This is a genomic window from Mesorhizobium sp. M0217 (genome assembly GCF_040321955.1).
GTDB lineage: Bacteria > Pseudomonadota > Alphaproteobacteria > Rhizobiales > Rhizobiaceae > Mesorhizobium.
Window position 1 is genome coordinate 20,347 of sequence record NZ_JAMYSN010000034.1, and the last position, 21,466, is coordinate 41,812.

Annotated in this window: 20 protein-coding genes; 14 read left to right on the forward strand and 6 right to left on the reverse strand. The window is 65.0% G+C overall.

Annotation, left to right across the window (positions count from 1 at the left end):
- Positions 1-29 precede the first annotated feature (29 nt).
- From NKJ18_RS29865 to NKJ18_RS29880, 4 genes are all read left to right on the forward strand, one after another.
- Entirely contained in the window at positions 30-1,283 is a 1,254-nt protein-coding gene (locus NKJ18_RS29865) for an ABC transporter substrate-binding protein (RefSeq protein ID WP_502906187.1), read from the forward strand.
- A gap of 417 nt (positions 1,284-1,700) precedes the next feature.
- Positions 1,701-2,621, forward strand: coding sequence for a carbohydrate ABC transporter permease (locus NKJ18_RS29870; RefSeq protein WP_352761150.1), 921 nt, complete (start codon positions 1,701-1,703; stop codon positions 2,619-2,621).
- Positions 2,621-3,478 (forward strand): carbohydrate ABC transporter permease, encoded by an 858-nt coding sequence (locus tag NKJ18_RS29875; RefSeq protein ID WP_352761151.1) that lies wholly within the window; start codon positions 2,621-2,623, stop codon positions 3,476-3,478. The genes NKJ18_RS29870 and NKJ18_RS29875 overlap by 1 nt, the downstream gene beginning before the upstream one ends.
- Before the next feature lie 37 nt (positions 3,479-3,515).
- Complete coding sequence (locus NKJ18_RS29880; RefSeq protein ID WP_352761153.1) at positions 3,516-5,483, forward strand: glycoside hydrolase family 127 protein; 1,968 nt, start codon at positions 3,516-3,518, stop codon at positions 5,481-5,483.
- A 1-nt stretch (position 5,484) separates the two neighbouring features.
- On the opposite strand, the gene NKJ18_RS29885 is transcribed toward NKJ18_RS29880, so the two are convergent.
- The 3 genes from NKJ18_RS29885 to efp all read right to left on the reverse strand — a co-directional run bounded on the left by NKJ18_RS29885 (position 5,485) and on the right by efp (position 8,468).
- Entirely contained in the window at positions 5,485-6,285 is an 801-nt protein-coding gene (locus NKJ18_RS29885) for an endonuclease/exonuclease/phosphatase family protein (RefSeq protein WP_352761155.1), read from the reverse strand.
- Between the two features lie 81 nt (positions 6,286-6,366).
- Positions 6,367-7,827 (reverse strand): phospholipase D-like domain-containing protein, encoded by a 1,461-nt coding sequence (locus NKJ18_RS29890; RefSeq protein WP_352761157.1) that lies wholly within the window; start codon positions 7,825-7,827, stop codon positions 6,367-6,369.
- Between the two features lie 71 nt (positions 7,828-7,898).
- Entirely contained in the window at positions 7,899-8,468 is a 570-nt protein-coding gene (gene efp, locus NKJ18_RS29895; protein WP_023682947.1) for an elongation factor P, read from the reverse strand.
- A gap of 129 nt (positions 8,469-8,597) precedes the next feature.
- Between efp and epmA the strand changes: the two genes are divergently transcribed.
- The 7 genes from epmA to lpxK all read left to right on the forward strand — a co-directional run bounded on the left by epmA (position 8,598) and on the right by lpxK (position 15,428).
- On the forward strand, positions 8,598-9,644 hold the full coding sequence (epmA, locus tag NKJ18_RS29900; RefSeq protein WP_023745485.1) for an EF-P lysine aminoacylase EpmA: 1,047 nt from the start codon (positions 8,598-8,600) through the stop codon (positions 9,642-9,644).
- A gap of 197 nt (positions 9,645-9,841) precedes the next feature.
- On the forward strand, positions 9,842-11,185 hold the full coding sequence (locus tag NKJ18_RS29905; protein WP_031194038.1) for a TldD/PmbA family protein: 1,344 nt from the start codon (positions 9,842-9,844) through the stop codon (positions 11,183-11,185).
- Positions 11,172-11,978 carry a 3'(2'),5'-bisphosphate nucleotidase CysQ gene (locus tag NKJ18_RS29910; protein WP_023689592.1) on the forward strand — a complete coding sequence of 269 codons (807 nt, stop codon included), beginning with the start codon at positions 11,172-11,174 and terminating at the stop codon, positions 11,976-11,978. The genes NKJ18_RS29905 and NKJ18_RS29910 overlap by 14 nt, the downstream gene beginning before the upstream one ends.
- 68 nt (positions 11,979-12,046) lie before the next feature.
- Positions 12,047-12,292, forward strand: a complete 246-nt coding sequence (locus tag NKJ18_RS29915; protein WP_023682943.1) for a DUF4170 domain-containing protein — start codon at positions 12,047-12,049, stop codon at positions 12,290-12,292.
- A gap of 5 nt (positions 12,293-12,297) precedes the next feature.
- Positions 12,298-13,086, forward strand: coding sequence for a lysophospholipid acyltransferase family protein (locus NKJ18_RS29920; RefSeq protein WP_023682942.1), 789 nt, complete (start codon positions 12,298-12,300; stop codon positions 13,084-13,086).
- A complete protein-coding gene (gene waaA / locus NKJ18_RS29925) occupies positions 13,083-14,399 on the forward strand; it encodes a lipid IV(A) 3-deoxy-D-manno-octulosonic acid transferase (RefSeq protein WP_023730486.1) in 1,317 nt (438 codons plus the stop codon). Before NKJ18_RS29920 ends, waaA begins: the two co-directional genes overlap by 4 nt.
- Positions 14,400-15,428: a tetraacyldisaccharide 4'-kinase gene (gene lpxK / locus NKJ18_RS29930; protein ID WP_352761159.1), complete on the forward strand. Its 1,029-nt coding sequence runs from the start codon at positions 14,400-14,402 to the stop codon at positions 15,426-15,428.
- 229 nt (positions 15,429-15,657) lie between these two features.
- On the opposite strand, the gene NKJ18_RS29935 is transcribed toward lpxK, so the two are convergent.
- Positions 15,658-15,891 carry a DUF2093 domain-containing protein gene (locus NKJ18_RS29935; RefSeq protein WP_023694434.1) on the reverse strand — a complete coding sequence of 78 codons (234 nt, stop codon included), beginning with the start codon at positions 15,889-15,891 and terminating at the stop codon, positions 15,658-15,660.
- 112 nt (positions 15,892-16,003) lie between these two features.
- Between NKJ18_RS29935 and NKJ18_RS29940 the strand changes: the two genes are divergently transcribed.
- Positions 16,004-16,609, forward strand: coding sequence for a hypothetical protein (locus NKJ18_RS29940; protein ID WP_352761162.1), 606 nt, complete (start codon positions 16,004-16,006; stop codon positions 16,607-16,609).
- A gap of 17 nt (positions 16,610-16,626) precedes the next feature.
- On the opposite strand, the gene NKJ18_RS29945 is transcribed toward NKJ18_RS29940, so the two are convergent.
- The gene (locus tag NKJ18_RS29945; protein ID WP_352761165.1) at positions 16,627-17,532 is read right to left on the reverse strand and encodes a LysR family transcriptional regulator; all 906 of its coding nucleotides are present in this window, start codon (positions 17,530-17,532) and stop codon (positions 16,627-16,629) included.
- 113 nt (positions 17,533-17,645) lie between these two features.
- Between NKJ18_RS29945 and NKJ18_RS29950 the strand changes: the two genes are divergently transcribed.
- Positions 17,646-18,539, forward strand: a complete 894-nt coding sequence (locus NKJ18_RS29950) for a DMT family transporter (RefSeq protein WP_023694431.1) — start codon at positions 17,646-17,648, stop codon at positions 18,537-18,539.
- Positions 18,540-18,647: 108 nt separating this feature from the next.
- Positions 18,648-19,409: a hypothetical protein gene (locus NKJ18_RS29955; RefSeq protein WP_155923615.1), complete on the forward strand. Its 762-nt coding sequence runs from the start codon at positions 18,648-18,650 to the stop codon at positions 19,407-19,409.
- Positions 19,410-19,434: 25 nt separating this feature from the next.
- Here NKJ18_RS29955 and mutL read toward each other — a convergent pair whose 3' ends face one another.
- On the reverse strand, positions 19,435-21,288 hold the full coding sequence (mutL, locus tag NKJ18_RS29960; protein WP_023745493.1) for a DNA mismatch repair endonuclease MutL: 1,854 nt from the start codon (positions 21,286-21,288) through the stop codon (positions 19,435-19,437).
- Positions 21,289-21,466 lie beyond the last annotated feature (178 nt).

The following is a 21,466-nucleotide window of genomic DNA, read 5'->3' on the forward strand; positions in this document are numbered from 1 at the left end:
CTGCGCCGCAACAGGGAGGAGAAGAAAACATGAGGAGGAAAACGGTGAAGACCATGATTACCGGGTTCGCGCTCGCCGCGAGCATCATTGCCTTGCCTGCAATGGCCGCCGACACCGCCAACATCTGGGTTCGCGCCGACGGCTCGAACTTCATGCCGCGCATCGTCGACGCCTTCAACAAGGGCCATGAGAACCAGGTCAAGCTCGACATCATTCCCAATGCCGAGATCATCCCGAAATATGGCGCCGCCGCCGCCGGCGGCACGGCGCCCGACGCGCTGTCGCTCGACCTGATCTACACGCCGTCCTTTGCCGCCGCCGGCCAGCTCGAGGACATCACCGACTGGGCGAAATCGCTGCCCTATTTCGCCAGCCTGTCGCCGGCGCATGTCAAGACCGGCACCTACAAGGACCACATCTATGGGCTGCCGTTCTCGGCCGACGCCTCGGTGCTGATCTGGAACAAGAAACTGTTCAAGCAGGCGGGTCTCGATCCCGACAAGGGGCCGGCCAACTGGGCCGAGATCGAGGCCGATGCCGAAAAGGTCAACGCGCTTGGCGGCGACATCAAGGGCTTCTACTTCTCCGGCAATTGCGGCGGCTGCAACATCTTCACCTTCACGCCGCTGATCTGGGCCTCGGGCGGCGACATCCTCTCCGAGGACGGCTCGAAGGCGACGCTGGACAGCCCGCAGCTGCGCGGCGCCATCGACCTCTACCGCTCGATGGTCAAGAAGGATCTGGTGCCGGCCGGCGCGCAGACCGACACCGGCGCCAACTTCTTTGCCGCGTTCGCCACCGGCAATATCGGCATTTCGCCGTCCGGCGCCTTCGCCATCGGCGCGCTCAACACGCAGTATCCGGACATCGACTATGGCGTCACCTTCCTGCCGGGCAAGGACAGCGGCTGGTCTTCGTTTGCCGGCGGCGACAATTTCGTCGTCACCAAGGGCACCAAGAAGCTCGCCGTGGTGAAGGAGTTTCTCGATTTCGCCTATTCGCTCGAAGGCCAGACCATCCTGGCCAAATACGGCAGCCTGCCGGTGCGCGGCGACATCGCCAAGGAGGCGCTGAAAGATCTCGATCCGCGCTACCAGATCGCCGCCGAAGCCATGGCCAAGGGCCGCACGCCCTATTCCGTGGTGTTCAACGACCTGATCAACTCGGCCAACGGTCCGTGGACGCAGATGATCAACGAGGTCGTCTTCGGCGACGACGTCGATGGCGCCATCGCCAATGCACAAGAGACCATGCAGTCGATCATCGACCAGGCGCAGAAATAAGGACTGGCCGGCGGCGAGGGCGGTGCAACGCCCTTGCCGTCGCGGGTCCTGATCCGGCCGCCCGGTCCGTCTCCCTGGACGGGCGGCCGGCGCTCCTTACCCTCCCCCTTGTGGGGAGGGTCGCTGCGAAGCAGCGGGGTGGGGGAGGTGTGTCCCACCGCCCTACGAGATCCAACGGAAGAGCAGCATGACCTCTGGCATTCGCAATCATGGCACCGACGCCCTACCTCCCCCTTGTGGGGAGGTCGGACCGGTTCGGATGGGGGGGCGGCGCGGGGGGGGGGGGCCCCCCCCCGCCGGGCGCCCCCCCCCCCCCCCCCCCGGGGGGGGTGGGGTCGGGGGGTTGGGGGGGGGGGGGCCCCCCCCCCCCCCCACCCCGCTGCTGCGCAGCGACCCTCCCCACAAGGGGGAGGGTAAATGACCATCACCACCACCACCCCGTCACGCGCCAGAAAACTGGTCGGCGCCGGTCGCCGGCAGTGGATCGGCCTGCTCTATGTCGCGCCGGCCGTGGCGCTGGTGGTCGTCTTCTTCATCATTCCGCTCGGCATGACGGCCTGGATGTCGCTGCACAACTGGCCGCTGATGGGCGAGCATTTTTACATCGGCTTCGACAATTACCGGGCGATCCTGCGCGACAACCGTTTCTGGAACGCGCTGAGCTTCACCGCCTACTACACCGTGATCGTCACCATCGTGATCTTCGCCGTCGCCTTTCCGCTGGCGCTGTTCATCGAAAAGCCCAGGCGGCTGACCGGCTTTTACCGGACATCCTTCTTCATGCCGGCGGTCGTCGGTTTCGCTTCCGCCAGCCTGCTCTGGTCGTGGCTGCTCAATGTCGATTCCGGCCTGTTCAGCCCGGCCGCCTACGACCTCGGCCTGACCGGGAAAAAGTTCAACCTTCTGGCGACCTTCCAGCCGGCCTTCTGGTCGATCATCGCCATGGTCGTCTGGAAGGTGGCGGGATTCACCATGATCATCCTGATGACCGGCCTGCAGTCGATCCCGACCGATCTGCAGGAAGCCGCGATGATCGACGGGGCAGGGCCGTTCGCGCGCTTTCGCGCCATCACCCTGCCGCTGATGCGCCGCACGCTGGCGCTGGCGCTGATCCTGTCGATCGCCGGTTCGATCCTCGCCTTCGACCAGTTCTACATCATCCTGCGCGGCGGCCCGCGCAACCAGACGCTGACCGCCGTCTACTGGATCTTCAACCAGTCCTTCGTCTCGTTCAAGCTCGGCTATGGCGCGGCGCTGTCGATGATCCTGCTGGCCATACTGGTGGTGCTCAGCCTGGTTCAGCTGTGGCTGCTGCGCAAGCCGGAGGGCATCGACTGATGCCGCAGGCAAGAAGCCGCAGCAGCCGCCTCTGGCTCAGGGTCGCCGAGCATTCGACCGGCATGATCGCCTCAGTGCTGTTCATCGCGCCGATCGTCTGGGCCGTGCTGTCGACCTTCAAGCCGGCGCAGGAGGCGCGCCAGCCGCCGCTGCCGCCGTGGCCGACGACCGGCTTCTCGGTCGAGAACTATCGCACGCTCGACACCTTTGGCGACGGCCTCTGGCTGCCGGCGCAAAACAGCCTCTATGTCGCGTCGATGACGGTGATCCTGTCGGTCGTCGTCAGCGTGCTGGCCGGCTATGGCTTTTCGCGCTTCCGCTTTCCGATGAAGGATGTGCTCTTCATCGTCATCCTGTCGACGATCATGATCCCCTTCCAGTCCATCCTGACGCCGATCTTCCTGGTGCTGACCAAGGTCGGCCTGCACAACACGCTGACCGGGCTGGTCCTGGTCTACACCACGCTGCAATTGCCGTTCTCGATCTTCATGATGCGCAACGCCTTCGACGCGGTGCCGCGCGAGATCGAGGAGGCCGCGCGCATGGACGGCGCCAACAACGTCACCATGCTGTTGAAGGTGATGCTGCCGCTGGTCTGGCCGGGCATCGTCACCATCGCACTGTTTGCCTTCCTCGGCGCCTGGAACGAATTCCTGGCCGCACTCGTGCTGATGACCGATCAGTCCAAATTCACGCTGCCGATCATGATGACCGCACTTCAGTCCGGCCGCTTCGGCGCCATCGACTGGGGCGCGGTGCAGGCGGGCGTCACCGTGATGATGGTGCCGTGCCTGGTGCTCTTCCTGTTGCTGCAGCGCTTCTACATCCGCGGCCTGATGGCCGGCGCGGTGAAATGACCCCCGTGAAATGACCAATATCCAACGGAGTGACACGATGACCGCCAAACCAACCGCCAAGCCCGGCAAACTCGCCTTCCGCCCACTGCCGGTGCCGCAGGTCGACGTGCGTGGCTTCTGGGGCGACCGTGTCGATGCCGTGGCGTCGCGCACCGCCGACATCCTCTACGAGCGCTGCGTCGAGGCGCGCATGCTGGAGCAGATCGACCCGGACCGGCCCTCGCCGGGCGTCGTCATTCCGTTCCATTCGCCGTCGCCCGACGAGGCGGCCAGCCCCGGCTTCACCGGCTCGACGGTGACGACGCAGATGTTCTGGGACTCCGATTGGGGCAAGACCATCGAGACCGCGGCCTATTCGCTCTACCGGCGCAAGAACGCGGCACTCGAGACGAAGATCGATGCCGTCATCGACCTCTACGGCAGACTGCAGCAGGAAGACGGTTATCTCTCCAGCTGGTACCAGCGCATCCAGCCCGGGAAGCGCTGGACCAATCTGCGCGATTGCCACGAGCTCTATTGCGCCGGCCATCTGATCGAAGGCGCGGTCGCCTACTACCAGGCCACCGGCAAGCGCAAGCTGCTGGATATCATGTGCCGCTATGTCGACCATATCGCCGACACCTTCGGTCCGGAGCCGGGCAAGAAGAAGGGCTATTGCGGCCATGAGGAGATCGAGCTGGCGCTGGTCAAGCTGGCGCGGGCGACCGGCGAGCAGAAATACATGGACCTGGCCAGGTATTTCATCGACCAGCGCGGGCAACAGCCGCATTATTTCGACGAGGAGGCGCGTGCGCGCGGCGCCGACCCGAAGGCCTATCATTTCAAGACTTATGAGTACAACCAGTCGCACAAGCCGGTGCGCGAGCAGGACAAGGTCGTCGGCCATGCGGTCAGGGCGATGTACCTCTATTCCGGCATGGCCGACATCGCCACCGAATATGGCGACGATACGCTCAGGGTAGCGCTCGACCGGCTCTGGAACGATCTCACCACCAAGAACCTCTATGTCACCGGCGGCCTCGGGCCATCGGCGCACAATGAGGGCTTTACCAGCGACTACGACCTGCCCAACGAAACCGCCTATGCCGAGACCTGTGCCTCGGTCGGCCTCGTGTTCTGGGCCAGCCGCATGCTCGGCATGGGTCCCAACGCCCGCTACGCCGACATGATGGAGCGGGCACTCTACAACGGCTCGATCTCCGGCCTGTCGCTCGACGGCTCGCTGTTCTTCTACGAGAACCCGTTGGAGAGCCGGGGCAGGCACAATCGCTGGAAATGGCATCGCTGCCCCTGTTGCCCGCCCAATATCGGCCGCATGGTCGCCTCCATCGGCAGCTATTTCTACTCCCTGTCGGATGATGCGCTGGCCGTTCATCTCTACGGCGACAGCACCGCGCGCTTCGATATATCGAACCGGGCGGTCAGTCTGATTCAGACCAGCAATTATCCTTGGGATGGCGCGGTCTCGATCCGGATCGAAGCCGAAGCGCCGGTCGAGTTCACCTTGCACCTGCGCGTCCCCTCCTGGTGCGGCAAGGCGGCGCTCAAGATCAACGGCGCCGCGGTCGATCTGGACGGCATCACCAGCGACGGCTATGCCGCGATCCGGCGCGAGTGGCGCCAGGGCGACCGGGTCGAACTCGATCTCGAAATGTCGATCGCTCGTCTGTTCGCCAATCCGGAGGTGCGTCAGGACATCGGCCGCGTCGCACTTGCGCGCGGTCCGCTGATCTATTGCGTCGAGGAGACCGACAATGCCGGCCAGTTGCATCGGATCGCTCTGCCGCGAACGGCAAAAATCCAGGCGCATGCCGAGCCGAACCTGCTCGGCGGCATCGTCACGCTTTCGGCACTTGCCAGCAAGGAAGCTCAGGAAAACTGGGAAACCGGGCTCTATCGCACCGATCCGCCGGCGGTGAGCGAGACGAAAATCACCGCCGTCCCGTACTTTGCCTGGGACAACCGCGAACCCGGAGAGATGCTGGTCTGGCTGCGGGACGGATGAGTTACAGGCTGACGAACGCCGTCAGCGGCAAATGATCCGACGCAACCCGCGACAGCGGCGTGTCATGGGCTTCCACCGACGAGACCATGCCGTGCCGGTTGGCCATGATCCGGTCGAGCGCCAGCACCGGCAGGCCTGAGGGAAAAGTCGGCACCGCCGCCGGCGTGAAACCAAAGGTGGCGTGCAGCGTCTTGAGCGCCGAGCGGTTGCCCAGCCGCCATTCGTTGAGGTCGCCGAGCAGCAGGGTCGGCCTTTCATCCTGGTTGCTCATGATGTCGAGCACGACGCGGGCCTGCTCCGAACGCGAGCGGCGCAACAGGCCGAGATGCGCGGCGATGACGCGCAGAGTGCGCGTTTCGTCGAGGTCGATCTCGGCAACCAGCGCGCCGCGGGGCTCCAGTCCCGGAAGCTTGATCTGATGGACGTCGCGCACGGTGCCGCGCTTGAACAAAAGCACATTGCCGCGCCAGCCATGGCCCTTGCCGCTTCCGGAAACCGGCACCGGCATAAGGCCGGTTTCGTGTTCGATCCGGGCAAGATCGAGCAGCCCGGCGCGATCGCCGAAGCGGTTGTCGGCCTCCTGCAGCGCGATGACGTCGGGGCCGATCTCGCGGATGACGCGGGCGGTGCGTTCGGGGTCGAACCTGCGGTCGGTGCCGATGCATTTGTGGACGTTGTAGGAGGCGACCACCATCTGGGCGCCTTCAATGTGCTTGCGCGGCGTCGCGTTCGCCTTGCGCGCTTTCCTGCCGCGGATCGACAGGAGCACTGTTTCAGGAAGGCTGCGTCCGTTTATGTCCATAGGCCTGCTATTCTATGTCCTGATTCTTTGTTCTATGCATATCGTTCTCTCACAACCGGGACCACTTCGAGGCGGTATGCATTAGAGATAGGGCGATCCCAGCCATAACAACCGGTCAAAAACCCGGATGAGAAATGGCCGCGCTTTCAAGGTTGCGAGTGTGACGGGTTTGGCGGAAGCGATTGCCGCTCCGATGCGCCCTTCGATCTCGGCGGCAAAGCCGGTATCCAGCACCTCCAGGTCGATTTCGAAATTCAGCCGCAGCGACCGGGCGTCGAGGTTGGAAGAGCCGACATAGGCCCAGACGCCATCGACCGACAACAGCTTCGAATGGTCGAATGACCCTTCATGACGCCAGACGCGGCAATAGTGCTTCAGCACCTGGTCGTACTGCGCCGTCATGGCGCGGCCGACCAGGAAGAGATTGTTGACCGCGGGCACGACGATGTCGATCTCGACGCCGCGCCGGGCAGCCGTGACCAGCGCGCTGACAAATTCCCGGTCCGGCAGGAAATAGGGCGACATGATGCGGATCGATTTGCGGGCGACGGAAAATGCCCCCGTCAGCAATTTGTGGTTGGTTTCGATGCTGGCGTCCGGCCCCGACGCCACCGCCCGCACCAGGATCGGCTGACCGGGAGGCGGCGAGGGCTTTGCCACGTGCCAGACCTCGTCCTTGAGGGCCTCGTTGCCGGCAAAACGCCAGTCCTCGGCGGCAACCGCGAACAGGTCGGCCACGACCGGCCCCGTCACCTGGAAATGCGTATCCGCCGAACTGGCGCTGCCGGCGAATTCAGCCGAGAACCCCTTGCGGATGTTCATGCCTCCGGTGAATGCCACCGCGCCATCGACGATCAGGATTTTCCTGTGCGTCCTCAAATTCGCATAGGGAAGTCTCAGGCCCATGACGATGTTGCCGTTGAACAGATCGACGGTGACGCCGGCTTCCCGGAGTGTCCCAAGGATGCTGGGCACGGAATAGCGCACGCCGACCGCATCGATCAGCACGCGAACCGTCACGCCGCGCCGGACCGCGCCGGCCAGCGATTCGACAAAACGTCGTCCGATCTCGTCATTGTCGAAGATGTAGGTCTCGAGCAGAATGCTGCGCTGTGCGCTGTCTATCGCCCGGCACATTGCTGCGTAAGCTTCGTCGCCGGTCCTGAGGATCGTGATCGTGTTTGCCGACGTCAGTGCGCGCCGCGCCACCCTGTCGCCTAGCGTCTTCAGACCGGCAAAGCGCTGGCCGAATTCGGCTGAGATGAGTGTTTCGAGCGCAATGTCGTGGTCGTGTTTGGCTGTCTCGGCTTCACCGGCGACCGGCCGCATGGCGCTGATCGTGGCGCGGCGGATGCGGTTGATGCCGGCAATGGCATAGATGATCGCGCCAAGGAATGGCGACAAGATCATCACGCCGACCCAGCCGGTGGCGGCGCGCACGTCTTCCTTGGTCATGATTGCGTGGACGATGCCGATGGCGGCCATCAGCATCGGAATGATCACAAGGATCAGAGGCCAGTAGGTCACAAAGGTCTGCCACATCGGCAGGACTATCGAGCCAGCGGCCGCAGAAGGCAATGCAACGGATCAACCAGGACGGAAGCGCTCGCGCGTCAGTCCTTCGCCCGCTCCACATAAGCACCGTCAGCCGTCATCACCACCACGCGGGTGCCCGGCGCGATGTGCGGCGGCACCAGCGTGCGCACGCCGTTGGAAAGCACGGCCGGCTTGTATGACGAGGACGCCGTCTGGCCTTTGGTCGTCGGCTCCGTCTCGACCACTTCGAAAGTAGCGCGCTGCGGCAGCACCAGGGCTATGGCGATGCCGTTGAACTGCGAAATCTGCACCGCCATGCCTTCGAGCAGGTAGGGCGCCATGTCGCCGACCACGCTTTCCGGCACCGCGACCTGGTCGTAGCTTTCCGGGTTCATGAAGTGATACCCCTCGGCGTCGGCGTAGAGGAAGGTGTGCTCGCGCTCCTCGACATAGGCGCGCTCGACCTGCTCGGTGGTGCGGTAGCGCTCCGAAACCTTCACCCCGTCGGAGATGCGGCGCATGTCGAGCTGGGTGACCGGCGTACCCTTGCCAGGGTGGATGTTTTCGGCAAAGAGGATCACGTAAAGCTTGCCGTCCTTGTCGACGACATTGCCTTTACGGAGCGAACTGGCGATGACCTTCACCACGGTTTTCAATCCTAGACTTCGTTGGCCTGAAACGATCGTTCGGCGCAAATCGGCTGCGAGAGCCGTCGCCGTAGCGCATCTTGGCCCGAACCGCCAGCCCTGTCAGCAATTCCGTTGCCCGGCAAACCCATGACTGGCGCTTCGCCCTGGTGGACGCCGGATGTTCACGCCGACCGCCGGCCGCGGCTGATGGCGCGTAACGCCATAGCTGCCGCAATGCGCAGCTGGTTTGGCGAGCGCGACTTCATCGAGGTCGAGACGGCGGCGCTGCAGATATCACCGGGCAATGAGGCGCATCTCTCCGCCTTTGCCACCGAGGCTATCGGCGCCGACGGTGCGCGCCGGCCGCTTTACCTCCACACCTCACCGGAATTCGCCTGCAAGAAGCTGCTTGCCGCCGGCGAACGGCGCATCTTCAGCCTGGGCGCCGTCTGGCGCAACCGCGAGCGCGGTCCTTTGCATCACCCGGAGTTCACCATGCTCGAATGGTACCGAGTCGGCGAAACCTATGAGAGCCTGATGGCTGATTGCGCCGAACTGCTGAAGCTCGCGGCTGAGCGGGCCGGCGCCAAAACCTTCCGCTTTCGCGGCCGCGAGGCCGATCCGTTTGCCGAGCCGGAACGCGTGAGCGTGGCGGAAGCTTTTGCGCGTTACGCCGGCATCGATCTTCTTGCCACCGTTTCTGCCGATGGCGGCACAGACCGCGCCGCACTTCATGATGCTCTGGTCAAGGCCGGCCTGCGCACGGCCGACGATGACAACTGGGCCGATTTGTTCAGCCGCGTGATGGTGGAAAAGGTCGAACCGATGCTGGGGCAGGGGCGGGCCACAATCCTCTATGGCTATCCGATCTCCGAGGCCGCCTTGGCCCGGCCGAGCGCGGAGGACCAGCGCGTGGCCGAGCGCTTCGAGCTCTATTGCTGCGGCGTCGAGCTCGCCAATGCTTTTGGCGAACTGACCGATCCGGCCGAGCAGCGCCGGCGCTTTGCCGCCGAGATGGACGAGAAGGAGCGCGTCTATGGCGAGCGCTATCCGCTGGATGAGGATTTTCTCGCCGCCCTCGCCATCATGCCGCAAGCCAGCGGCTCGGCGCTTGGCTTCGACCGGCTGGTGATGCTGGCAACGGGCGCGACGAGGATCGATGACGTGATCTGGACGCCGGTCGCCACTCCTTGACGGAAATCGGCCTCGGTTAAACTCACAAACCGGTCAAGCCGCGCGTCTGTGGCGCCGCCGCGGATGGCTTTGCGGGCCGCTTGGGCGCTATGCCGCAGCGGGACAATTGCCCGTGCGCCATTGCACAAGCCGCATTGGGACAATAGATGGTGCAGCAGCCGCTACCGCCCGGCGCGGCTTCAGCCAGGACCACGCGCATGACCGATACATCAGAGGCAGCGAAATTGACCGACCGCGTCGCGGCACTGGTCGAGGCTGCCAAGCGGGCCGGCGCCGACGCCGCCGACGCGGTTGCCGTGCGCGGCCGTTCGATCGGCGTGTCGGTGCGGCTGGGAAAGGTCGAGCACACCGAAGCGTCCGAGGGCGACGATGTCTCGCTGCGCGTCTTCGTCGGCAACCGGGTGGCGAGCGTCTCGGCGACGGCGGCATCGGACCCCAAGGCGCTGGCTGAACGCGCCGTGGCCATGGCCAAAGTCTCGCCCGAGGACCCCTATCAGGGTCTCGCCGATCCGGCTTTGCTGGTCGGCAAGGTGCGCGACCTCGATCTGTTCGACGCCACCGAGGTTTCGGCCGATCAGTTGAAGGAAGCGGCCCTTGCCGCCGAGGAAGCGGCCCTTGCAGTCAAGGGCGTCACCAATTCGGCCGGCAGCGGCGCCAGCGCCGGTCTTGGCGGGCTGGTGCTGGCCACGTCGAACGGCTTCGTCGGCCACTATGTCGCATCGCGCTTTTCGCGTTCGGCCAGCGTTATTGCGGGCGAAGGCACCGGCATGGAGCGCGACTACGAATACTCCTCGAACCAGCATTTTTCCGATCTCGACGCGCCGGAGCTGATCGGCCGCAAGGCCGGCGAGCGCGCCGTGCGCCGCCTCGGCGCCCGCAAGGCGGCGACCGGTCCGGTCAACGTTGTGTTCGATCCGCGCGTCGCGCGCGGCATTGCCGGCCATCTCGCCGGCGCCATCAACGGCGCTTCGGTGGCGCGCAAGACCAGTTTCTTGCGCGAGATGATGGGCAAGCAGGTTGCGTCGGCTGCCATCACCGTCACCGACGAGCCGCTACGGCGTCGCGGCCAGGCCTCGCGCCCGTTCGACGGCGAAGGCGTCGAGGGCGAAAAGCTGTTGATGGTCGAGAACGGCGTGCTGAAGCACTGGTTCCTGTCGACGTCCGCCGCGCGGGAATTGGGGCTGACCACCAACGGACGCGGCGCGCGCAGCGGCTCGTCGGTATCGCCGTCTTCGACCAATCTCGCCATCGAGCCGGGCGACAGGACGCCGGAAGACCTGATCAGGTCGCTGAAATCCGGCTTTTATGTCACCGAAGTGTTCGGCCAGGGCGTCGACATGGTGACCGGCGAATACAGCCGTGGCGCATCCGGCTTCTGGATCGACAATGGTGAGCTTGCCTATCCGGTGGCCGAGGTGACCATCGCCTCGAATTTGAAGACGATGTTCCTCAACATGGTGCCGGCGAGCGATCTTGACCGCGATTTCGGCACCGCCGCACCGACGCTGCTGATCGAAGGAATGACCCTTGCCGGAGCGTGACCCGGTCATATCGGCCGGGGCCTCGGACGACCTCGATCTGCTGCGCGACGCCGCCCGCGAGGCGGGCGCGATCGCCATGCGCTATTTCGGCAAGAACCCGCAAGTGTGGATGAAGGGCGGCACCTCGCCGGTCAGCGAAGCCGACCACGCGGCGGACGCCTATTTGCGCGAGACCCTGCTTGCGGCGCGGCCGGACTATGGCTGGCTATCAGAGGAAACGACTGACGATCCGGCGCGGCTTCTGGCGCGGCGCACCTTTGTCGTCGACCCCATAGACGGCACCCGCGGCTTCCTCGAAGGCCTGCGCTCGTGGTGCGTCAGCGTCGCGGTGGTCGAGAATGGCCGCACGCTCACCGGTGTGCTCGAATGTCCGGCCAAGGGCGAAACCTATTGGGCGCTGCCTGGCCATGGAGCTTTCCGCAACGGCAAGCCGATTGCCGTGCGCGGCCTGGGTAAGACGGTCGAGATCGGCGGGCTGAAGCAGTTGATCGACCTGATGCCGGCGCAATGGCAGGGCCGGGTGCGGCGGGCGGCGCACATTCCCTCTCTCGCCTACCGGCTGGCGATGGTCGCCAACGGCACGCTCGACGCAACCTTCGTCAAGCCCAACGCGCATGACTGGGATATCGCCGCCGCCGATCTCATCTTGCGCGAGGCTGGCGGCGCCGTGCTCGACGGCCATGGCCGCGCGCCGCTCTATGCCGGGGAGATCATCCGTCACGGCGCGCTGGTCGCCGGCAGCGGGCAGTTGCTGACCGTGCTTGCCGGCGTCATTGCCGATACGGAAGCGTGATCGAAGGTTCCAAAGTCGGCAGCTTTGGGCTAGACCTGTCGCAAACTCACAATATGTGAAGGACCGAAATGGCCGCGGAAGACGGAAAGAAACAGCTTTTGCACCTGGTGTTCGGCGGCGAGCTGAAGAAGCTGGGAGGCACCGAGTTCCGCGATCTCGACGCGCTCGACATCGTTGGCGTTTATCCGGACTATCAAACCGCGCACACCGCGTGGAAGGCAAAGGCGCAAGCCAGCGTGGACAATGCCCATATGCGCTATTTCGTCGTCCATCTGCACCGGCTGCTCGACCCTGAAAGCAAGGCCGCCGGTTGACAGCGATGGAGCATGAAGCGGTGAAAGGGCAGCCCACCGGCGCCGCGGTCCGAAGAAGACGCGGCGGCAGTTCGAAGACATTCTGGCGCAAGATCCGCGAGCCGTTGGCGCAGTCGCGAATCGTCAAGAGCATGATCGTCAGCCTGCTCGCCCAGTTCGTCCGCCTGGTGCGCCTGACCAACCGCGTGGTCGAAGGCTCGGCTAAATTTTCAGGCGGCGACTACGCCGAATTCGAACCCGGCATCATCGCGCTCTGGCATGGCCAGCATCTGCTGACCCCAGCCTATTATCCCAAGGGACGGCCGCTGGTCGCCATGGTCTCGCGCAGCGCCGACGCCGAACTCAACGCGCTGATGATCGAAAAATTCGGCATCGAGGCGGTGCGCGGCTCCGGCGGGCGTGAAAGCACGAAGCATCTCGACAAGGGCGGCGCCAAGGCGCTCATCGCCCTGAAAAAGTCACTCGTGGCCGGCAAGAACGTCGCCATGATCGCCGACATTCCCCACGGCACGCCGCGCGACGCGGGGCTTGGTATCGTTCTGCTGGCACGCCTTTCCGGCCGGCCGATCATGCCTGCCGCCATCGCCACCAGCCGCCGCAAGGTGCTGGAAAGGAGCTGGGACAAGACCACCATCAACCTGCCGTTCGGCCGCTCCTCGATCGTCATCGGAACGCCGGTTTTCGTGCCGGCCAATGCCGACGAGGCCGAAATGGAGCGCAAGCGCCAGGAAGTCACGGCCGCGCTCAATGCCGCAACCGCCGAGGCCTATCGGCTCGTGGACGGCAGGCCATGAGCGTCGGCTGGGCGCGCGCCTTCCTGGCGGCCTACCGCCTTGCCGGTGCAGCCGCCTATCCGCTGATGGGTCCCTATGTCGCCTGGCGCACATCGCAGGGCAAGGAAGACCGCAGCCGCAGCCGTGAGCGCTACGGCGTTGCCGGGCGGCCGCGCCCCGAAGGGCCGGTGATCTGGATCCATGCGGCAAGCGTCGGCGAGACCCTTGCGGTCGTGCCGCTGGTGCAAAGCATCCTCGACTACGGTGTCAACATCGTGCTGACGACGGGAACAGTGACCTCGGCGCAGGTTGCCGACGAACGGCTGGGCGACCGCATCATCCACCAATATGTTCCGCTCGACCTCAAGCCGGCCGTCAGCCGCTTTCTCGATCACTGGCGGCCGGACCTGGCTATCATCGCCGAATCCGAGATATGGCCGATGACGATCCTCGAGCTCGGCGCCCGCCACGTGCCGCAGGTGCTGGTCAACGGCCGGCTCTCCGACCGTTCGTTCAAATCCTGGAAGAAGCGCGCCAACATCGCCGAGGCGCTGTTCGAGAACCTTGCACATGTCGTTGCCCAGTCGGATGTCGACGGCGAACGGTTTCGCGCGCTTGGCGCCCGGCCGGTCACCGTGTCCGGCAACCTCAAGGTCGACACCTTGCCGCCGCCGTTCGACGAACGGGCGCTGGCGACGCTGAAGCGACAGATCGCCGGCCGCCCGACCTGGGCGGCAATTTCGACCCATGACGGCGAGGAGGTGGTCGCGGCGGAAGTTCACGTCACGCTCTACAAGCGCCACCATGGCCTGCTGACGATCATCGTCCCGCGCCATCCCGACCGCGCCGAAGCCCTTGCGGCGCAGATTTCCGGCATGGGGCTGAAGCTGGCGCGGCGCAGCAAGGGCGACAGGATCACCGCCGACACCGATATCCTGCTCGGCGATACGATCGGCGAGATGGGGCTTTATCTCCGGCTGACGGAAATCGCCTTTGTCGGCCGCTCGCTGACCTCGGAAGGCGGCCAGAACCCGCTGGAGCCGGCCATGCTCGACACCGCCGTGCTTGCCGGCCGCAACGTCCAGAATTTCCGCGAAGCCTATCAGCGTCTGCTCGACAGCGGCGGCGCCAAGCTGGTGCGCGACCGCGACATGCTGGCCGGCGCCGTCAATTTCCTGTTGAGCAATGAAGTCGCGCGCCATGAGATGATGGCGGCCGGTGCCGCCACCGTCGACCAGATGCGCGGTGCGCTGGCGCACACGCTGAAATCGCTTGAGCCTTATATCCAGCCATTGATCGTCAAGTCGCGCCTGAAGGGCGCCGACGGGCGATAGGTGGCGTCCGAAGCACCACCTTTCTGGTGGGAAGCGCCGGACTGGCGGGTCTTTGCGCTGTCGCCGCTATCAGCGATTTATGGCATGGTCGCCGGCCGCCGTATGCACCGGGCGGTACGTGAAAAGATCGACGCGCCAGTGCTTTGCGTCGGCAACTTCACCGTCGGCGGCAGCGGCAAGACGCCGGTCGCCATCGCGCTGGCCAAGCAGGCCAGGCGCATGCAGCTCAATCCCGGATTCCTGTCGCGCGGCCATGGCGGCTCGTTTGCGCAGCCGCATGTTGTCGATGCCAGTCACGACGCCGCCAAGCATGTCGGCGACGAGCCGCTGCTTCTGGCCGAGCATGCGCCGGTTGCGGTAAGCCCGAACCGCGCCGCCGGCGCCAAGCTGCTCATGGAAGCCCATGGCTGCGATTTCCTGATCATGGATGACGGTTTTCAGAGCGCGCGCATCCATATTGATTATGCGCTGGTCGTCGTCGACGCCCGCTACGGCATCGGCAATGGCCGCGTCATTCCGGGTGGGCCGCTGCGCGCCAACGTCGTCGACCAACTGGTGTTCACCGATGGGCTGTTGAAGATGGGCGAGGGCACCGCCGCCGACCAGGTCGTGCGCCAGGCGGCGCGCGCCGGCCGGCCGATCTTCGAGGCGCATGCTGAACCGGGCGGCAAGGAGCGGTTCGCCGGCCGGCGGTTCCTCGCCTTTGCCGGCATCGGCCATCCCGAAAAATTCTTCGAGACGCTGCGCGGCACCGGTGCGGAAGTGGCGCTGACCCGGTCGTTTCCGGACCATCACTTCTATGCCCCTGATGAGCTCGCGGAACTGGCGGCAACCGCGCGCCGCGATGGACTGGGCCTCGTCACCACCGCCAAGGACGCCGCCCGGCTGCGCCACGGCGCTGCCCCGGCCGATTTCCTCGCTGAACTCGCCGTGCTGGAGATCGACGCCACGTTCGAACTCGACACTGTGCCGGAGCGCATCATCGACGAGACGCTGGATGCCTGGAGACAGCGCAGGCTGCGAGGGTAGGGCGTGCAGCGTCACGCGGAGATGCTGGCGGACAGCACCCCCCTCTGGCCTGCCGGCCATCTCCCCCGCAAGGAGGGAGATCAGCAGCTTTGCCAATGGCGCTCATTCTGCAACGCTGGTGATTTGGCGAAAGCAAAGATGATCATCCAATCTCCCCCGTTGCGGGGGAGATGTCCGGCAGGACAGAGGGGGGTGTGAAGGAACGCGACCAACGGCTCTGTGCGCGCCTTTAACCCCGGCTGCGCAGGTCCGGATGCATCTCGATCTCGCGGCGCAGCGAGGCGGCGGCGCTGACATAGGGCTCCTGCCTGGCGACGCTCCAATATTTGAGCTCGTCCAGCGGAATGCTCTCGCCGGTCACCGCGCAGCGCACGAAGGCGCCGGGGCTGGTGACCTGGAAGTCGCCGTCGAGATAGCGGATACGGGCTTCCTTGCCGCCGGGGCCTTCGAAGCGGTTCATCATGGGGTGGTGCCAAGGTTCATGCTGATTTCATCGCCATAAATTGCCGGCAAGGTCAAGCTTGACGCAATGCTGAGGCGCTATTGTCGCTCCAAACCATTCTTATGGGACCGGTATGGACATTTCACCCGCCCGCCTGACCGCGCTGCTGCGTGAGGCCATGATGTTGGCAGCGTTGCCGTCGGCGAAGGCCAATCCGGCGAAAGCAGCACTTATAAAGGCGCTGGTGCAGCCGCCGACGCCATCCGGCGCGCCTTTGCAGCCGGCAGCGGCGCCGGCGCTGCAGGCGCTGTTGTTCGCGGCAACCGCAAAGGGGCAGCAGACGGGTTCTGCCGAGATCCTCCAGGCCTATCTGGCCCTTGCCGAACCTGGTGACGCGCCGCCCGACGTTTCCGGGCCAATAGCGGCTGCGATAGGCAAGGCGACGCCAGCGAACGACGATGCACAGCGCGGTCTGCCGCTGCCGCCGGCCAAGGCCGAAGATGGCGCTGCCGCAAAGCCCGCAGGACTGCCCTGGTTTGCGCTTCTCGCACCCGTGGTTTCGCCGCTGCGCCGCGCTGCCACCACCGATATGCCAATGAAGCGGGAGCAGGCGACGTCTGGGCCGAATGATGCGGCCCAGCCGCAAGGCCGACAGCAGACGCGTGTCGGTCTGATGGCGCTGGCAACCGGGTTTCTGGCCGTCGCCATTGTCGGGCTAGCCCTGCTGGTGCTTCGCTGAGCACCGAACGATCGCCGCTATCGCTCGGCTTCGAGGAATGCTTCCATCTTGTCCATCGCCAGCCCCGCCTCGACAGCGATACGGCGTGAAAGTTCGGCGGCAGCCGTGCGTGGCCGCCCCAGCGGCCGGTCGAGCCAGTACGACACCGGGTTCAGCGCCGTGCGCTCGTCAACGGCGACGATGCGGCCTGCCTCCAACTGGTGTCCGGTCAGCGGTGGCCGCGCCAGCGCGATGCCGAGCCCGTAAGCTGCGGCGTCGAGCACCAGATTGTAGTCCTCGAAGCGGCGATCCTGCGGGCGCGGGCGGTAGTCCATCCCTTGCGCGGCAAACCAGGCACGCCACCCCGAAGCGTCGGAATCGTTGATCAGCGGAAATTTGAGCAGCCGGGCCGGGTCGCCGCGACTGATCTCGTAGGCAAGGCCGGGCGCGGCGACGGGAAAGACATGTTCCTCGAACAGCTTCACCGAGATGCGGCCCGGAATGCCGCCGCGGCCGCAGCGGACCGACAGGTCGATGCCTTCATCGGCAAGGTCGGCCTGGCGGATGTCGACGTCGAGGACGATGCGCAGCTTGGTGGGATTGTTCTCCAGCGCCGCCATGCGTGGCATCAGCCACAGCCCGCTGACGGAGGGTATCGAGGTCAGCCGCACCACGGCGGTTCCGCGCGGCTCGACCCAGCGGTCGGAATGGCTGGAGATCAGCGCAAAGGCTTCCGCCGTGCGCAGATGCAGGCGGTTGCCCTCGATGGTCAGCGAGACGCCGCGCGCGCCGCGGTCGAACACTTTCAGGCCCAGCCAGTCTTCCAGCTTGGCGATCTGCCGGCTGACGGCGCCGTGGGTGATGTTGAGCTTCTCGGCCGCGGCCGAAAAGCTCCCCGTTCGCGCCGCCGCATCGAAGGCGCGCAGGGTCTCGAGCGGCACCATTGTGTCTGAGCTGTGATCCACAGTCACAGGTGATCCTCGATTTGATCGTTTGTCAACCGCGCCGAAAAGGCGCTTTCTGCCTTTCAACACTCTGGGAACCCGAGGACAGGCAGATGAGCGCAACGACCAGCACGTCGAATCCGACACAGCGGATGGACACCACGGCGGCCATCGCCGTGGCGTTGACGGTGGTTGGCTGGGCCTCGGCCTTTCCCGCGATCCGTGCCGGCCTCGCCGCTTTCGGGCCGCTGGAACTCGGTGCGCTGCGCTTTGCCATTGCCGCGGTGCCGGCAGCGATCTTTCTTGCCGTCAAGCGCCCGGCGCTGCCGAGGCTCGACGAAGTGTGGCGCCTGGTTTTTGGCGGCGCCATCTTCGTCGCGCTCTACACTGTCATGCTCAATTTCGGCGAACTGACCGTGTCGGCGGGTGCCGCCGGTTTCATCATCAATGTCAGCCCGATCTTCACCGCCATCATGGCAATGGCATTGCTGGGCGAGCGCTTCTCAAGCTGGGCCTGGTTCGGCACGGCGATTTCTTTCGCCGGCATCGGCATCATCGCTGTGGCTGACGGCAATGGCTTGAGTTTCGACACCGGCGCGCTGCTGGTTCTTGGCTCCGCGCTGTGCTCGGCCGTCAACACGATCGTCCAGAAGCCGCTCTTTGCCCGCCATCACCCGCTGACCATTTCGGCCTCGAACATGATCCTTGGCGCGCTTTGCCTGGCACCCTTTCTGCCAAGCGGCTTTGCGCAGGCCGCGGCCGCCAACACGGCCGGTATCGGCGCCGTGATCTTTCTTGGCATCGTGCCCAGCCTGATCGCCTATGCCGCATGGGCAACCGCTCTGTCGCGTCTTCCGGCAGCGCGCGCCTCGAACTTCCTCTATCTGGTCTCGCCCATGTCAGCCCTGATCGGCTTCTTCTGGCTGGGCGAAGTGCCGACGCTGCTCGGCATAATCGGCGGTGCGCTGGCGCTCGGCGGCGTCATCGTCGTGAATTTGATGCGTTAAAACAAATGATTGGAGCTGTTTCGGACTCAAACCGGGAACCGCTTCCATCAGAACGCAGACACCCAGAGGAAGGACAGCTATGGTACGCTGCCTTCACTGGGGGACGGAATGGGAAGACTGTTCATATCGGCAATGTTTTGCGTTTTGCTGCTGACCGGGAAAGCCGCCGCGGGCTGGTATCAGGTCGAAAACTACGAAGGCTCCATCGGACCTAACCCCGTCCACCTATCGCTGCAGAGATATGACAGTTTCGGCAGCGGGATTACGGTCGAGGGGAGCTATTTCCACGACGCGAAGCAAAGCCCGATAGCGGTGTACGGCAAGATCAGTGGCACCAGCGTCTTCCTTTGCGAGATTGCGGACGACAGGGAGTTCGACCGGGTGCTGGTCATGGGATCGAAAACGCCCGTTGGCACCGCCGGATGTCCGTTTTCTCTCGACCTTGGCGAAAGCGGCGCAACAGGGACTTGGAGCAAGGGCTCGGACAAGTTCCCGATCACGCTGAAGAAGGTCGCAAGCCTCGACGATACCGGTGAGGCGAAGGTTGACGGCACCGTCGAGATTCCCTTCTGGGCGCAGACAGCCACCCACAGATTTGCCGGGGTCTACGAGAAAGCGGGCTTTCTCGTCTGCATGAATAAGCTGCGGGTCATCGATAAGAAGAAAAAGAAGGTCGTTCAGGAGATCGCTTTCGATGACGACGATTGTGATGCCGGCATGCTGATGACTCCCATCTACATGAATGTTCAAAAACAGGTTGGGAGAAGCTTCGAGATAATCTCCGTGAATTTTCGCGGCGGTGGCGCCGGTTACTCAAGGGATTACGTTTTCTCTCATAGGTTCAAGGATTATCGCCTGTTGGTGAATTGAGCGTGTGGCCTGACCTGGCTTGTGCTCACCGCCTTCCGAACAACCGCTCGATATCGGCGAGCTTGAGTTCGATATAGGTCGGGCGGCCGTGGTTGCAGGTGCCGGAGCCGGGAGTCGCCTCCATCTGTCGCAGCAGTGCGTTCATCTCCTCGGGTTTGAGCAGCCGGCCGGAGCGCACCGAGCCATGGCAGGCCATGGTGGCGGCGATCTTGTCCAGCCGCTCTTTCAGCGTCTCGACGGTATCGTTGTCGGCGATCTCATCGGCAAGGTCGCGCACCAATTGCTGGACATTGGTTTCGCCGAGCATGGACGGCGTCTCACGCACCGCCACCGCACCGGGGCCGAAACGCTCGATGCCGAGGCCGAACCGGGCCAGCGTTTCGGAATGCATGGCCAGCCGCTCGGCGTCCTCCTCCGGCAGGTCGACGATCTCCGGCAGAAGCAGCATCTGCGAGGGCACCGCGCGCGAGTGCAGGGCATTCTTCAGCGCCTCGTAGACCAGCCGCTCATGCGCCGCGTGCTGGTCGACGATGACAAGCGAATCCCTGGTCTGGGCGACGATGTAGTTCTCGTGGACCTGCGCGCGGGCGGCGCCCAGCGCGGTGCCGAGCAGCGTCTCGGCCGGCTCGGCTAAGCCGGCACGCGCATCGGCGCTGGCGAGCGGACCGGCGTCGAATGCAGCCTGGTCGTTTTCGCGGAAGCCGGCGCCGTCAAATCCCATATCCAGCGGCCGCTGTGGCGAGCGGTCAAAGCCCGAAAAGCCCGAGGCCCGGTAGGCCGCGTCATAACTGCGATGACCGTTGGCAGGACCCGCATGGGCGTAGGAGGCGGCTCCCGGCCGGAACGCCGCCACCATCCCGGCGGCCCCGCTGGTGGCGGCGCGGATGCCGGCATTGGCCAGCGCCTCGCGAATGGCGCCGACGATCAGCCCGCGCACCAGGCCGGGGTCGCGAAAGCGCACATCGGCCTTGGCCGGGTGGACGTTGACGTCGACGGTCGCCGGATCGAGCGTCAGGAACAGCACGGTCACCGCGTGCCGGTCGCGCGGCAGCACATCGGCGAAAGCGCCGCGAATGGCGCCGGCAATCAGCTTGTCGCGCACCGGACGGCCGTTGACATAGGCATATTGCTGCAGCGCGTTGGCGCGGGTGAAGGACGGGATCGAGACGTGGCCGGTCAGGTGCACGCCGTCCCGGCTGGCGTCGATAGCGATGGAATTGTCGGGAAACTCGGCGCCCATCACCTGGGCGACGCGGCGCAGGCTGCCCTCGGTACTGTCATCGGTCGCCGGCAATTCCAGCGTCGAGCGGTCCGAGCCGGCCAGCGTGAAGCGCACGGCGGGGAAGGCGATGGCGATGCGCTTGACCACGTCGCTGGTGGCCGAGCTTTCGGCCCGCTCGCCCTTCATGAATTTGAGCCGCGCCGGCGTGGCAAAGAACAGGTCGCGCACCTCGACCGTTGTGCCGCGATTGGCCGCCGCCGGTTTGACCGCCGAAACGCGGCCGCCTTCGATGGCGATCTCGGCGGCAGCGTCGCCTGCGGTCGTGCGCGAACGGATCGACAGCCGCGCCACCGAACCGATCGACGGCAGCGCCTCGCCACGGAAGCCGAGCGAGCGGATATCGTGAATGTTGTCGGCAAGTTTCGAGGTGCAGTGGCGCGCAATGGCCAGCGCCAGTTCCTGTTCGGGGATACCGGAGCCGTCATCGGTGACGCGGATCAGGTTCAGCCCGCCGCCGGCAGTGACGACCTCGACGCGGGAGGCGCCGGCGTCGAGCGCGTTTTCGACCAGTTCCTTCACCACGCTCGCCGGACGCTCGATGACTTCGCCGGCGGCGATCTGGTTGATCATCGTTTCGGAAAGCTGGCGAATGGGCATGGGGGTATTATAGGCGGATTCGAAGGGTGTGCGGAAGGCTTCAATGAATGCCGTACATTGGAGACGCCAGCGGGACAGCACCCCCGGTTGTGTGCGTCAAGTTCTGCAAAAAGGGGCGGCCATGATGCTGGTCATGCGGCTTGGCGCAGAGCGAGCTTCTTGTGCTCGCGCAGGTCGT